This is a genomic window from Corynebacterium epidermidicanis, assembly GCF_001021025.1.
Classification (GTDB): Bacteria; Actinomycetota; Actinomycetes; order Mycobacteriales; family Mycobacteriaceae; genus Corynebacterium; species Corynebacterium epidermidicanis.
This window is the reverse complement of the sequence record NZ_CP011541.1, coordinates 67,303-80,943: the sequence shown is the minus strand read 5'-3', so window position 1 is coordinate 80,943 and position 13,641 is coordinate 67,303. Positions and strand designations below refer to the sequence as shown.

The 13,641-nt window shown below is 58.3% G+C and carries 11 protein-coding genes and 1 pseudogene; 3 read left to right on the top strand and 9 right to left on the bottom strand.

Going from position 1 to position 13,641, the window contains the following annotated elements; translation table 11 throughout:
* Positions 1–181: 181 nt before the first annotated feature.
* Together sucD and sucC are read right to left on the bottom strand one after the other, a co-directional pair.
* Positions 182–1,063 (bottom strand): succinate--CoA ligase subunit alpha, encoded by an 882-nt coding sequence (gene sucD / locus CEPID_RS00410; RefSeq protein ID WP_047239290.1) that lies wholly within the window; start codon positions 1,061–1,063, stop codon positions 182–184.
* A 31-nt stretch (positions 1,064–1,094) separates the two neighbouring features.
* Positions 1,095–2,306, bottom strand: a complete 1,212-nt coding sequence (sucC, locus tag CEPID_RS00405) for an ADP-forming succinate--CoA ligase subunit beta (protein ID WP_047239289.1) — start codon at positions 2,304–2,306, stop codon at positions 1,095–1,097.
* 145 nt (positions 2,307–2,451) lie between these two features.
* On the opposite strand from sucC, the gene CEPID_RS00400 reads away from it, so the two are divergent.
* Positions 2,452–3,210, top strand: coding sequence for a CoA transferase (locus tag CEPID_RS00400; protein ID WP_047239288.1), 759 nt, complete (start codon positions 2,452–2,454; stop codon positions 3,208–3,210).
* A gap of 28 nt (positions 3,211–3,238) precedes the next feature.
* Positions 3,239–4,879 carry an FAD-binding dehydrogenase gene (locus CEPID_RS00395; protein WP_047239287.1) on the top strand — a complete coding sequence of 547 codons (1,641 nt, stop codon included), beginning with the start codon at positions 3,239–3,241 and terminating at the stop codon, positions 4,877–4,879.
* Positions 4,880–5,085: 206 nt separating this feature from the next.
* Here the strand turns inward: CEPID_RS00395 and fic are convergent, their stop codons facing one another.
* The 3 genes from fic to CEPID_RS00380 form a co-directional block, all read right to left on the bottom strand.
* Positions 5,086–5,691: a protein adenylyltransferase Fic gene (fic, locus tag CEPID_RS00390; protein WP_047239286.1), complete on the bottom strand. Its 606-nt coding sequence runs from the start codon at positions 5,689–5,691 to the stop codon at positions 5,086–5,088.
* A 14-nt stretch (positions 5,692–5,705) separates the two neighbouring features.
* On the bottom strand, positions 5,706–8,489 hold the full coding sequence (locus CEPID_RS00385; protein ID WP_047239285.1) for a CRISPR-associated helicase/endonuclease Cas3: 2,784 nt from the start codon (positions 8,487–8,489) through the stop codon (positions 5,706–5,708).
* A 351-nt stretch (positions 8,490–8,840) separates the two neighbouring features.
* Positions 8,841–10,085, bottom strand: a complete 1,245-nt coding sequence (locus CEPID_RS00380; RefSeq protein WP_047239284.1) for a hypothetical protein — start codon at positions 10,083–10,085, stop codon at positions 8,841–8,843.
* Positions 10,086–10,659: 574 nt separating this feature from the next.
* Between CEPID_RS00380 and CEPID_RS13515 the strand changes: the two are divergent.
* Positions 10,660–10,929 (top strand): annotated as a pseudogene (locus CEPID_RS13515) (DUF4143 domain-containing protein); the annotation flags it as partial.
* On the opposite strand, the gene CEPID_RS13510 reads toward CEPID_RS13515, so the two are convergent.
* From CEPID_RS13510 to CEPID_RS00365, 4 genes are all read right to left on the bottom strand, one after another.
* Positions 10,849–11,022, bottom strand: a complete 174-nt coding sequence (locus CEPID_RS13510) for a hypothetical protein (RefSeq protein WP_236684340.1) — start codon at positions 11,020–11,022, stop codon at positions 10,849–10,851. The pseudogene CEPID_RS13515 and the gene CEPID_RS13510 sit on opposite strands and share 81 nt — an antisense overlap.
* Before the next feature lie 140 nt (positions 11,023–11,162).
* Positions 11,163–11,909, bottom strand: coding sequence for an ABC transporter permease (locus CEPID_RS00375; RefSeq protein ID WP_047239283.1), 747 nt, complete (start codon positions 11,907–11,909; stop codon positions 11,163–11,165).
* Positions 11,910–11,911: 2 nt separating this feature from the next.
* A complete protein-coding gene (locus tag CEPID_RS00370; RefSeq protein ID WP_047239282.1) occupies positions 11,912–12,670 on the bottom strand; it encodes an ABC transporter permease in 759 nt (252 codons plus the stop codon).
* Positions 12,667–13,575: an ABC transporter ATP-binding protein gene (locus tag CEPID_RS00365; RefSeq protein WP_047239281.1), complete on the bottom strand. Its 909-nt coding sequence runs from the start codon at positions 13,573–13,575 to the stop codon at positions 12,667–12,669. Before CEPID_RS00365 ends, CEPID_RS00370 begins: the two co-directional genes overlap by 4 nt.
* Positions 13,576–13,641 lie beyond the last annotated feature (66 nt).

Below are 13,641 nucleotides of genomic sequence, written 5' to 3'. Positions count from 1 at the left end.
GAGGGAGCCTTGCTACTAACAACCAGTATGGACAAACCGAAACGTTAGTCCCGGTTTGGTGGTTGGGCTAGCGCTTGGCAGCAAGTGGATCCGAAAGTTCCTTAGGCGGTCCGACGGGGGCGGTCCGATCGGGGCCTGGGCAGGGGCGTCGATAAGCTAAGCCGACGCCCCCGTGCTCGGTTTAGGCGAGGACTTCGCGCACGAGCTGCGCGGCCTGGGTTGGGGTTTGCCCGACGCGCACCCCGGCGGCCTCCAGGGCCTGCTTCTTGCCGGCCGCGGTGCCGCTACCACCAGAAACGATGGCGCCGGCGTGGCCCATGGTCTTGCCCTCCGGGGCCGTGAATCCGGCGATGTAGGCGACCACTGGCTTGGTGACGTGCTCAGCGATGTACTTCGCGGCGTGCTCCTCGGCGTCGCCACCGATTTCACCGATCATGATGATGGCGTCGGTGTTCGGGTCGTTTTGGAAGGCTTCGATCGCCCGGATGTGGGTGGTGCCGATGATTGGGTCGCCACCAATACCCACGCAGGTGGAAAACCCGAGGTCAGAGAGCTCGTGCATCATTTGGTAGGTCAAGGTGCCGGACTTGGACACCAAGCCGATTCGCCCTGGGTTCGGGGCAGTCTGGGCCGGGATGATTCCAGCGTTAGCCACACCCGGTGTAATGAGGCCTGGGCAGTTCGGGCCGATGATTTGGGTGGTCCCGCGCTCACGGGCCAAAGCGTGGAATTCCGCGGTGTCGTGGACCGGCACACCTTCGGTGATGACCACGACGAGCGGCATTCCGGCGTCGATAGCTTCAACGACGGCAGCCTTGGTGTGGGCCGCGGGGACGAAAATGACGGAGACGTTTGCGCCGGTAGCGCGCATAGCTTCGCGGACAGAGCCGAAAACCGGCACGTCGGTGCCGTTGAAGTCCAGGCTGGTTCCGGCCTTCTTCGGGTTGACCCCGCCGACGATCGGCGAGCCAGAGTCGAGCATGCGTTGGGTGTGCTTGCGTCCCTCGGCACCAGTCATGCCTTGGACGATGATGCGGGAGTTTTCATCGAGGAAAATTGCCATGATGTGTCTTTCTATGCTGGCTTGTGGGCGATTAGCTGGCGGTAGAGGCGGGGGCGGCGTCGGATGCGAGTTCGGCGGCGCGACGCGCGGCGTCATCCATGGTGGCTACTTGCTGCAGGTGCGGGAGCTGGGCATCGTTGAGTAGTTGGCGACCGAGTTCGGCGTTGTTGCCGTCAAGTCGCACAACGAGTGGCTTCGGTTCGACGCCGTCGGCTGCCAGGATCTTGAAGGCCTGGATGATGCCGCTAGCTACTTCGTCGCAGGCAGTGATGCCACCGAAAACGTTCACGAAAACGCTCTTGACCTGCGGGTCGCTCAGGATCACTTCGAGGCCATTGGCCATGACTTCCGCGTTGGCGCCGCCGCCGATGTCCAGGAAGTTTGCCGGGCGTGGCTGTCCTGGCAAGTCCTCACCGGCGTAGGCCACGACGTCAAGGGTGGACATCACCAGGCCGGCGCCGTTGCCGATCACGCCCACGTTGCCGTCCAGCTTCACGTAGTTCAGGCCCATGCGCTGAGCTTTGGTTTCCAGCGGATCGGTTGCCGAGGCATCGTGGAGCTCCGCGTGGTTGGGGTGGCGGAATTCGGCGTTGTCATCCAGGGTGACTTTGCCGTCCAGCGCTAGGATTTCCCCGGTATCGGTCTTCACCAACGGGTTCACTTCCACCAGTGTGGCATCCTCGGCCACAAAAGCGGCGTAGAGCTGCTTCAACACAGGCACCAGCTTGGCCTGGTCCTCCGGTGCGAAGCCGGCCGCCTCCGTCATTTCGCGGGCCAGCGTGTCTGTCAAGCCATCCAGGGGCGTGAAGTTCCGCTTGATCAAAGCTTCTGGCTTTTCGACGGCCAATTGCTCAATCTCCATGCCGCCTTCCTTGGAGAGCATCGCGAGGAAGCTGCGCTTGGTGCGGTCCAGGAGGATGGAGAAGTAGTACTCTTCGGCGATGTCTGCACCCTGCGCGACCATAACTTTCCGCACCACATGTCCCTTGATGTCCAGGCCCAGGATGTGCTCGGCTGCTTCGCGCGTTTCCTCCGGGGTCCGGGCCAACTTCACGCCGCCGGCCTTGCCACGGCCACCGGTTTTCACCTGGGCCTTGACCACGAGGAGATCGGCTCCGGTGTCGCGCTGGATTTCTTGGGCTGCGCGTTCGGCTTCGGCTGCGGACGTGGCTAGCTTGCCGGCGAGCACCGGGATGTTGTGCTCGGCGAATAGCGCGCGGGCTTGGTATTCGTATAGGTCCACTGAGGCTCCATTCACACTTGGGTAACGAACGGTTGTGTTTCAGGTCACCACTCTAACGATTGCATAGGAGCTTCACAGTTCACTTTTGCAACTTTGCAAAGTTTACATTCGGCGGCCGGGCTGGAATTGTGGCTAGGATCACGTTATGGAGCCTTTGCAGAACATTACCGTCATCAATCTCGCCGTGAATCTCCCCGGCCCGTGGGCCGCCGATCGGCTGGCTAGCCTGGGCGCGCGCGTCGTCAAGCTGGAGCCACCTGCCGGAGACCCGCTCGCCCACCTGGCCCCCACCTGGTACGAGGAACTCAAGCGGCGTTGCGAAATTGTCACCGTGGACCTCAAAACCCCCGCGGGGCAGGCCGAACTGAACCGCCTGCTTGCCGACGCCCACCTGCTCATCACCTCGCACCGACCTTCCGCACTGACCAGGATGGGCGTGGAGGTACCGGAGGGGGTGGGTCACGTGGAAATCGTCGGTGACGTGGACAATCCCGAGCATGCGGGTCACGACCTCACCTATCAGGCCGAGGCCGGCACCCTCACTCCCCCGCACATGCCAAAGGTGCTGCTGGGAGATCTGATGGGCGCCTCCCAAGCAGTGTCCGCAGCGCTTGCGCTGCTCATTGCTGGTGGTGGGCACACGCGGATCGGGTTGAAGCAAGCTGCCCTTGATATGGCTGCGCCGTATCTGCACGGAGTCACTGCGCCGGAAGGGCTGCTCGGCGGAAGCGTGGACAACTATCGGATCTATCCGGCGAAAGACGGCTTCGTAGCGGTAGCGGCCCTGGAGCCGCACTTCGCTGCGCGCCTAGCCGACCACGCCACAAGCTTCCCGGAGCGGAGCGTCGCGGAGATCGAGAAGTGGGCCCGACAGGTAGACCTGCCAATTTCCGCAGTGCGGTAGCCACTGCTGCTTACTACACTCTGGTGCCATGAGCGACACAGTAATCATTGTGGGGACGGGGCTTGCGGGTCTCGTCGCAGGATATGAGGCCGCGAAGGGCGGGCGGCACGTGGTTTTCCTCGATCAGGAAAGCCGCGCCAACCTCGGCGGACAGGCGTTTTGGTCGCTGGGTGGCCTGTTCTGGGTGAATTCCCCCGAGCAGCGCCTGCTGCGCGTGCACGACTCTAAAGAGCTCGCGTGGCGCGACTGGGAAAACTCCGCCCAGTTTGACGACGCTCCCCACGACCACTGGCCCCGGCAGTGGGGCGAGAAATTTGTCGAATTCGCCGCCGAAGAAATGCGCGACTACCTGCGTGAACTAGGGCTCAACGTGGTCCCGACCATCGGCTGGGCTGAGCGCGGCAGTGGCGATGCTTCCGGGCACGGTAATTCGGTACCCCGCTTCCACCTGACTTGGGGCACCGGGCCTGAGGTCGTGCGGGTGTTCCGCGAGCCGCTGGAGGACTTCGAGCGCGAAGGCAAGGTTGAATTCCATTTCCGCCACCGCGTTAGCTCGCTCATCGTCGAGGACGGCCAGGTCGTCGGCGTGCGTGGCGACCAGCTCGCACCCGCCAACGAGCCGCGTGGGGTGGCGAGCGGGCGCGACGTCGTCAAGCAGTTTGAGGCGCGCGGCACCGTGGTGATCGCGACCGGCGGCATCGGCGGCAACCTCGAGAAGGTGCGTAAGATGTGGCCCACCGACCGCTGGGGTCCCTGCCCCGAGGACATGGTCACGGGCGTGCCAGCGCATGTCGACGGCCATGGGATCGACATCGCGGCGAACGCAGGTGCCAACCTCGTCAACACCGACCGCATGTGGCACTACCCCGAAGGCATGATCAACTGGAACCCGATCTGGCCAGGTCACGGCATCCGAATCATTCCGGGGCCGTCGTCGGTGTGGCTGGACGCGACGGGTCGCCGATTGCCGACCAACTTGTTCCCAGGCTCCGACAACCTCGCGGCTCTCGCACACATCGGGCAAACCGGGCACGGCTACTCATGGTTCGTGCTCAACCAGGCGATCGCCGACAAAGAATTCATCTTCTCCGGCTCGGAGCAAAACCCCGATCTTACGGAGAAGTCCCTGCGCAAGCTCATAGGGAAAGTCGCCCCCGGGACGCACGTCGCGATCAAGGCCTTCATGGAACACGGCGCCGACTGGGTGGTTGCCTCCTCGCTGCCAGAGCTGGTCGACGGCATGAATGAACTCGGCACTGTGCCGGTGTCATTGGCAAACGTGCGACGCGTGCTGGAAGACCGCGACTCACAACTAGACAACCCATTCTCCAAGGACATCCAGGTCAACTACATCCGCACCGCGCGAGGCTTTCTTGGCGACAAAATCATCCGCTGCGCTCCACCAGGACGCATCCTGGATCCGGCACACGGTCCTTTGATTGCCGTGCGTCTGCACGTGGTCACCCGCAAGACGCTCGGCGGGATTGAAACGGATTTGTCAGGGCGATGCCTTCGTGCCGACGGATCGGTTCTCCCAGGCCTATACGCGTGTGGCGAGGCCGCCGGCTTCGGTGGTGGCGGCATGCACGGCAAAAACGCCCTCGAAGGGACATTCCTCGGCGGCTGCATTCACTCCGGCAAGCGGGTTGGGGAGGCGTTAAGTAGATGATAGAACTCCTGGAGAGGGCTGCACACAGGTGGTCTCACTAGCCCAACAATGCCAGTGGCACCACGACGACACCATCGGGCCGTCGATATGCATCCGTCCCGGTTGTGACCACCACTTTTTCAACGAGTCGCTCTCCAAATTGCTCGCCCAGCCAATACAGGTGTCGCACATCTGAGTCGTTCGGAGTGGGCTTGAGCTTGACCTCATCACCTGAGATCTTCCGCTCGGAAAGTGTTGTAGCCTTCGTACCGGTAGCTTGCGTCGAGGCCTTTCATAAAGGTTGCACGGCTCGGAACGCCTTCGGTGAGGTGTTCTTGCAAGAGCATCCGAATCTCCAGATCGCGCACTGGGCTGCGTTCCATTGCCAGCAGATAGTCCTGTTTATCCACTGCAGACCAATCGACGGCGCATCCCAGCGAGTTCATCAGCACGTGGTCTAACCAAATCCGGGTGCTCCGCCCATTACCTTCTCTAAAGGGATGGGCGATGTTCATCTCTACGTACTTGGCTACGATCTCGTCAAAGGTTGCGTGGGGCATTTGGTCGATCGCCTCCAATGCAGCTGGCAAGTACATGACGGATGCAAAACGAAAGCTTCCTTTCGAAATGTTCTCCACTCGAATCTCGCCCGCGAAGTCATAAACATCCTGGAATAGCTGACGGTGAATGAAGGCCAAAGTGGAAAATACGCCCGGTGTTAACTCCTTAAGCAAGTCGCCGTCAAAGATTTCAATGGCGCGTGTTTTTGTAAGTCGCTCTTCTTCACGCGCCAACGCCACTTCGCCCGTCAGGCCCAGCAAATTCTCCAACATGGTTCCCAGCCTAATCAGGATTGAACAGCTTCGGTTGCCACAACTTCAAGACCTCTCTCCAAGTCATATCGCAAGGTAAAACGGCCTGCTGAGGCGAAGCCTTCGGTGTTAAAAATAAGAGCTACCTGTCCTTTCAGAATCCCCGACTCAGACCACTCCCCTGGTGTTTGCATTTCCAGGTCTCCAATCACTTCGTCGAAATCACTGCCCCGTCTGGTTAGCCGCGCCGGCAGCCTGATGGAGTGAGCTGCCAACGCCAACGCTTGGCCATAGTTCACGTCACTGCCTATTTGGATCTCTTCATCCGAGCCAAGTGGGCGATAGCCGTACTCGTCCTTTTGGATTGCGATAGCTTCCACCGTTAGCTCGGCATCGCGCACCTGCGCATTTCCCACTTCTTCCTCACCTGGCTTGGGTTCCGAATGCAGTCGATCAAATAAATAGCGCATTTCCGACGCTGCGCCTGGGGCAGGGAATCGGAAAGCGTCAGCTCTACGCTCAGCGCTGAACCGTTCGGCGCTCGCTTTTTGGCACGCCTCTCTCCACGCTTCCGACCATCCGGTCGGAATGGCGGGATTCTCGGCATAGACATTGCGTACGAGTTCGGCTACATCGTCGGGGCGTCGAAAAACTGCTGGCAAATGTGCCATCGTTGCGAGGAGCAGTTTGCGGCCGTAGACGGCTTCCGCGCCACCATCGAATTCCGGAAGTGGATCGATTACTTGGATACCACGGATAAACACCTGGGGCTCTTGAAGCAACAAAGGCCGATCAGAATCCGGTCGGCGGTGCCGATGTAAACGGCCAATTCGCTGGATCACCAGGTCAATCGGGGCAATATCTGTCACAAGTACATCAGCATCGATATCCAAGGATTGTTCGGCTACCTGGGTTGCCACCACGATCTTCCTGTCGGGCCTACCCGAGCCTCGGTGTGCTTGCGGACCCAACATTTCGCGAAGTAGGTCCTCTTTGGCACTTCGATGGGCTGCAACGAATGCCGAATGATGCAGGTCAACATCGCCCGGAAACTTGGAGCTCAGCGCATCAAAAGCTGCCTGGGAACGTGCGATGGTGTTACAGATGATGAGTGCCACACCGCCGTCGACAAGCAATGCTTTGACCTGGTTCACCAAAGTGTCGAGGGAGTCATCGAGGACCGTCAGTGAAGCTTCAAGGTCGGTAGGTCGAGAAGCAATCGGAAGGGTGGCAATTCCAGCAGCACTAACCGTGCTAATCAGGGGGTATGCGCTGGTATTGAGCTTTTCCAGGTCAGGGTCAGTGACGAGTTGGGAAGCGTAGGCCGCGGCGAGGTCTTTTCGTTGCGCAGGCGGCAGAGTCGCAGACATCAAAATCACGCTCACGCCATAATTGGCTAGCCACTCCAGAGTGCGGTAGAGATATTGCGACATGTAGGCGTCGTAGGCATGGACTTCGTCGATAATTATGACCTTGCCAGCCAACCCGACGTGGCGAAGCATCGAGAATCGCGCTTGGAGGACCATCATCAAAACCTGGTCCACTGTTCCAACCACGAAATCGGCAAGGATGCCCTTTCTGCGGCCAGACAACCATTGATTAGCTACCACCGACCCGTGGTCTAGGGTATCGCTTCCGATTCCGGAAAAACGCAGTGCTTGGTACTGTTCCGAGAGTTGATTCTTGGAATGTGCCAAGTACATGGAGGCCACTTCACCACTCTGAGAAGACCGCCGGACCCAGTCAGTGGTTCGTTCGAAAAGCCCATTAGCCGTGGACATCGTGGGTGCAGCAACAAAAACGCCCTGAGCGCCAGTCTTCTCTCCAATGACGTGCGCAGCTGCCAGCCCTGCCTCTGTTTTTCCTTCACCGGTTGGGGCTTCGATAATCATCAGGCAAGGGCTCTCGTGGGACCGGGCGATTTGAACAGCGGCGTCTTGTACTGGGCGCACCTCAAAATAGTCTGGCCAACCGAAAGTGTTTTGAAATTGCAGTTTTGTATCTATACCTGCAGAAATCGATTGCCATGGGCTAGGTAGTTGCACGGCTGCCATCGCTGCTTCAACCCGTTCAACCTGCGACTGATCGTTACGGTAAGGGAATAGGTCTTCATTAGACGCTATCCAGTCGGCCATAATCACCAGGCCCGTCATCAACTGGGTGGCGGCCGCATAGGGGCCGCCCACACCCAACTGTGCATCCAACACGTCCTCGATGTCGGTAAGCTCTGCCATGGTGTCAAGGATTTCTGCATGAATTGACGCCCAAGCTTCGGGGTAGTTCGGAATTGTCCGCTGGTGTAACTCCAACAGTTTTGGATCAGTCGCGAAGCCGTGGTGCGCGTCCACGACTGATGAAACTCGTACTGCCTGCAACTTCCCAATACCCCACTTCTGCAGCCAGCCCCTAAGAATCAACGCCGAGGCGGTGCCATGAGGAAGCTTTTGTGTCCCCTCCCCCAGTGTCCATGCCAGCGACAGCCCAGCTGTCTCAACTTCCGCCAACAAATAGGACTTACTGGGGGGATTCTCCGCCTGCCGCTGAAAACTCACTGTTGCCTTACCAACGTCATGCGTCCCGGCCAAGAATACGTACAGTCGGCGCAAATGATCTTCGTTCAAGGACCAGGTTCGACTCAGCGCAGTCTTAAGAGCCGCTGATACCCAGTTATCCCAAAGCCATTCCGCCACACACGCGGTATCGATGAGATGCTGTGGCAAGTGTAGGTAGGCTTCTTCGGTCCCCGATTTCGCCCACAAAGCATTAACTTGCAGACTCCGGTCAATTAGCCATCGATCAGCTTGGGTGACAATGGTCATGGTTACTCCTGTTTGACGCTCGCCCAACCTTTTGGGCTCTGAAAATAAACCTAGCAATGGCGGTGGACACACCGAGGCAATGCATCGAACACATGTTTTAATTTGGGGGCAGAAAGACGTCACCCTGGAAACAAACATTTCATGGCAACACCGGCGAAAAGCGGCTTAATCATTTGCCAGTCGAATCCCCGCGACATGAGCATCAGCCAGGCCCATTTGGCGTCGCGCTTGCCTGAATTCAAAAGGAACCCGCCCAGCGGTTCCAGCCTTTCGACGTCGCGACTCCCTGCAGAGTTGGGCGAGATAACTACGGGCAATTATCGACGGCCAGTTGCGTCCGCGCTTGCCGAGCTAGTCATCGAAGCTCAATCCTTTAAACATTTGCTCGCGAAGCTCCTTCTCAACCTCAGGGGGCAGGTCAAGGTTGCGCATTGCTGCTTCAAACATGTCCTCAAAGTCTTCAGCGTCGTCACTGTCTTCCAATAGTCCAAGACCGCCCGACAAAATATTTTGCAGCTCTTCACTGAATTCTATGCCGGCAAACTGTGGTGGCGACGGCCTGTTATAGGGATCCTCAACCAACTGTTGGGCTTCATCGCACAAAATGTACAGCACCCACTGCTCAAGCAAAACTTCGTCGACAGCAAGACACAGAGCGGCCTCAGAACCGAGTTCCAGGTATGTGTCGCTCGAGTCCATCATCAAGTGCGCAAGATTCAGGATTTGACTGAAATGCGGGTCATGCAGGATGCTACGGGGATTCTGGCCGTCGAGGACGTCGAGAAGCTCCTCGCTAAAGCTCGCGGTTTGCGTAAGCTTTCGAATATCGCCGGCGGGCCAGCTGCCACTCTTGAGGAGCTTGATACGCGCGCCCGGTTGATCAGCGACGTAGCGCACGATCTCAGCGACATCGTGCGCCACCGCCATCATCTGGGGATTGATTTGTGTATTAGTAAGCACCTGCGAATCCGACGCAGAAAATCGGAAAGGCAAATAATGGCGCAGGTAGAACGCTAGATCTTCCGGAGGAATAGGTGGGAAATCCAGCATGAGCCGACCACGCATCATCGCCGCCTTCGCTTGTGGTGAGACTTCCTCATCCGCCAAAAGCGCAAGAAACGCATCTACCACCTGCGGGGTCATCCTGGAATCAGCGATCCCGCCGAGCTGGATAGGTTCCAGGAAATCCTGCTCGTTGATGGTGTCAAAAGTACCGGGCAACGATGTGAGCTCAAACTCCCAACCCTGCGCAAAATCCATCACGAAAGTCACGGGTCCATTGGAAAAGAGATCGGAGATGCTCATCATAAAGATGTCTATCAGCCGATCGTCCGCGAAGTGATAGTGCGGATCCGCGACAACGCGACCATCTGACAGCGCAAATGTCGCTGAATCATCGTTTTCACGGCCAATCAAGAACGGAATCTGCGCAGCTAATTCCACCGCCGGCCACGAGCCATCGCAATGAAAAGCAAAGGTCAACGGGTGTTCCATGTGCTTGGCAACTCCCTGGATTTCCAGTGGCACCTCCGCCGGCACCCGGGGAATAACTGCAAGCCACGACTGAACTACATGCTCCGGAAGAATCTCTTTCATACTCGCAAGAGTAAGCGCGACGATAGCTCCCCGCAGGTAATCGGGTTTGTTTCTGAAGCACAGCGGTTAAGAACGGTGCTCCATCGCCGATCTGCAGTTCGACCGTGGCCCTCCGTAGCGCGGCTCGATTGTTTCGCGGTCATTTCTGGGCTGTCCGCGCACAGCGGTGCCGGTCGAATTCTATCCCTTCGGATGCACCACTTTTTGAACGTTCTCAGCAAGCTAAAGTCAGCATAAAACGACTATGCGCCAGGGAAGTGGAAATCACAGGACAGACCGATTTCGAGCTTTCGGACTACGCACGAGCGATCACATAAAGTGGCTTACCGGCCATCCATGATTTGCCAACTTTGGTACGTAATCAACACCGAGACTCTTACCTGCAGCGGATTGTCGATCGTGACCTACCAGAACAGGGATACTCAGTCCGCGACAAGCAGGCCCTAATTGCCTGGATGCGAGTATACGGCGCGGCCACAGGCACACAGGCCAGCTACAACGAACTTCTCGATGCCGCCACCCCGGCGATGCCAACAAACCAGCAAAGCGAACTACCCAGAGATTCCGGGAAAAGTTGTCCGAGATATGGATCCTTGACCCACTTCCAGCGTGGAACTTTGCTCGGGAACCATTCCCGCACATTACCCAATCACCGACGCATTTCCTTGCCGATCCTGCCCTAGCCCTCAGACTCCTAGGCCTCAGCGAACGACAACTTCTCCAACCAAAATACTCCGCCCTGCTCGGCAACCTTTTCGAAGCGCTAGCGGTGCTCTCCATCCGAGTCGCAGCCGAGGCGAACTTCGCCACAGTTGGCCACTTCCGGACCCGCAATGACGACCGCGAAATCGATACCATCGCCGAAACCCAAGATGGTGGGATTATCCCGATCGAGGTCAAACTCACCGTCGCCCCCACCGACGGCGACGTTCGCCATGTGCTGTGGCTAAGGAACCTGCTGCCCGACGATGTCATCGACATGGCCGTCATTACGACCGGCAAGCATGCTTATCGACGTCCCGACGGTGTCGCAGTAATCCCACTGGCACTGCTAGGAGTACAGATTCCCGCCACCTCCTACGAGCGAATATCCACGCATCGTAGCCAGAAAACAGCTGCCGACCAGGCGATCCCGATCGAGACGAGAGAGGAAAACAGGACCGCAACAATGTTCAAGAGGTCGAGAGTCCCGGCCGTCGATAAAGCAGTGCTCCCGATGGCCAACGTGTTGGTGACCAGCGCTGACGGGAGCGCAAACATCAGGCCCTCCAGCCCTGCGCTGACGACGCCGTAGGTGAGAATCGTGCCGCAGAGTGCGATCGCGACGGGGGCTGCGAAATTGCGGATGATCATGGAGAAGAAGGATTGCCACGCAGCCACCGCTGCCCCAGGGGCGATGGCAAGCACAATCGCGACGACGTTAACCCATGGGATCGACCCTGGGACGTTCAGAACCAAGCCCACGATGAGGGCCAAGGCCAGCATAATCATCTGCATGATGGCTACCAACACCACAATCGCGGCTATCTTTGCGCCGATGATTCCACCGGTTCCGCGTGGCACGGTCATCAATTGATTCCAATTGAATCCGCGATGCTCCAGGCGCCAGGCTGCTGAGGCGAGGATCGCGGTGCCGATCGTCATAAAAAACAGCCCGTAGAAGAGGACCGCCTGGGAGAGATAGCTCGACCATCCTGAGCTGAGCATTTCTTGGTTGGCAAAGTAATTGCCAGCGCCGAAGCCGACCGAGATGAAGGGAATGAGTACGAGGACAGTCCACACGTGGGAGCGTCGATACTTGAGGAGTTCGTTGCGCAGTAGCACGGTTAGTATTCCCTTGAGTTGAGGCGACGAGTAAGGACCACAAAGGCAATGCCAGAAAGCGCCAGATACAACGCCCATTGCAGCCAACCTTGTTGCACCGGGGCTACGCCAGAATCGGTGAAGGTATAGGGTGTGAGCACGGCAAAGTAGCCAAACGGATTGATTGCGCTCAGCCACGGCGGCGACAACATTGCCCAGATACCGAGGAATCCGCCGGTCACACCCACACCAAGCACTACTAGTTGGGATTCGAAACGAGCGGCCAGCCACATGAGCAGCGCGAGCATTGCCACGCTCGTGCCACACACTCCAAGGCCGGTGAGCAACCAACTACGCAGTACCTCCGGCGGCGCCACTGGGGCTCCTAACACCATCGGAGCTGCCAAGACTGCCCCTAATTCGATGACACGCAGCAACAACAAGATGCCGCTGAACACCAGAAACTTCCGGCGTAGCAAGGTTCCCGGCCATGTTCCGGCCACCGCGTTTAATTGCCACCCGCCGGCAAGATGCTCGGGATCCACTGCCCTACTGGCCAGCAATGCCAACTGGACTGGAGCGAGCAGCGATAATGCCATGACGTAACCGATCAGGTGCATGGACCAGTTCCGCGTCGGGTCATCCATGAAGGAATCAATCTTTCCTGTTCGCATCAATCCCATGCTGGTGAACAAGACAATGCTGGCGGTGAGGCCAAGCCCGAAGATCAGGACTCGAGATCGGCGAAGCTTAGCGCACTCGATGGCTAGGTTTTCTGTCATTGCAATCCCTCCCGCCCGGTGAGCCCGATGAAGACTTCTTCCAGACTGCGGTGCTGTCGCACAACCTGGGTGATAGGAATGTTGTGACCGACCAGTTGTACACACAGATCCGATACATCTTGTTCGCTGAGGTTTGGCACCATCACGCCACCAGGCACCAGAGTTGGCTGCAGGGCTTGCAACACGCTCGCTGCCTGGCTGCCGCATGTTGTTTCCACGAAAACGTCCGGCAGTTTGGTTTCAAACAATTCCCGCTGCGTGCCCTGGAACAGCAGCTGACCTTGGTGAATGATGCTCAGTTCCGTCGCCATCTTCTCGATCTCCGAGAGCAAGTGGCTGGACACCAACACCGTGCGTCCTTCATCCCGAGCAAGGGAGACGATGAGTTCGCGGATCTCTTCAATGCCGGCCGGGTCCAGGCCATTCGTTGGCTCGTCGAGAATGAGGATCTGCGGGTCACGCAGCAAGGCCAGGGCGATCCCGAGTCGCTGTTTCATGCCCAAGGAATAGTCTTTGACCAGCTTGTTCATGTGCTTTTCTAGCCGCACCAACCGGATAGCACGCTCAACATTCTCGGGTTTAGCTCGCAGGAGTCGCGTCGCGATGCGAAGATTCTCGGCGCCCGTGAGGTGCAAGTATGCGGAAGGCTGTTCAATGAGGGATCCCACCTGTGCCAGCACGTCCACCCGCGTCTGGCGATTCATCGGCCGGCCCATCATATATATCTCGCCCGCGGTGGGCTTCAGCAGTCCCAGCAGCATCTTCATCGTCGTCGATTTGCCGGAACCGTTGGGTCCCAACAGGCCATGCACGCTGCCTTGGGTGACCGCAAGGTCAAGCTTATCGACGACCGTAGTCTTCCCATACATCTTGGTGAGATTCTTCGTCTCGATGATCTTCGTCATGCTTAAAAGTCTCGCCCACAACATCTACTTCCCACATCAGAGCGGCGGACGATTTCTGGGTCATAC

Excerpts from the sequence above, each read along its gene's own strand:
- sucD (WP_047239290.1), bottom strand. The coding sequence starts at position 1,063 with ATGGCAATTTTCCTCGATGAAAACTCCCGCATCATCGTCCAAGGCATG.
- CEPID_RS00400 (WP_047239288.1), top strand. The coding sequence starts at position 2,452 with ATGGAGCCTTTGCAGAACATTACCGTCATCAATCTCGCCGTGAATCTC.
- CEPID_RS00395 (WP_047239287.1), top strand. The coding sequence starts at position 3,239 with ATGAGCGACACAGTAATCATTGTGGGGACGGGGCTTGCGGGTCTCGTC.
- fic (WP_047239286.1), bottom strand. The coding sequence starts at position 5,691 with ATGTTGGAGAATTTGCTGGGCCTGACGGGCGAAGTGGCGTTGGCGCGT.
- CEPID_RS00385 (WP_047239285.1), bottom strand. The coding sequence starts at position 8,489 with ATGACCATTGTCACCCAAGCTGATCGATGGCTAATTGACCGGAGTCTG.
- CEPID_RS00380 (WP_047239284.1), bottom strand. The coding sequence starts at position 10,085 with ATGAAAGAGATTCTTCCGGAGCATGTAGTTCAGTCGTGGCTTGCAGTT.
- CEPID_RS13510 (WP_236684340.1), bottom strand. The coding sequence starts at position 11,022 with ATGGCGAACGTCGCCGTCGGTGGGGGCGACGGTGAGTTTGACCTCGAT.
- CEPID_RS00370 (WP_047239282.1), bottom strand. The coding sequence starts at position 12,670 with ATGACAGAAAACCTAGCCATCGAGTGCGCTAAGCTTCGCCGATCTCGA.
- CEPID_RS00365 (WP_047239281.1), bottom strand. The coding sequence starts at position 13,575 with ATGACGAAGATCATCGAGACGAAGAATCTCACCAAGATGTATGGGAAG.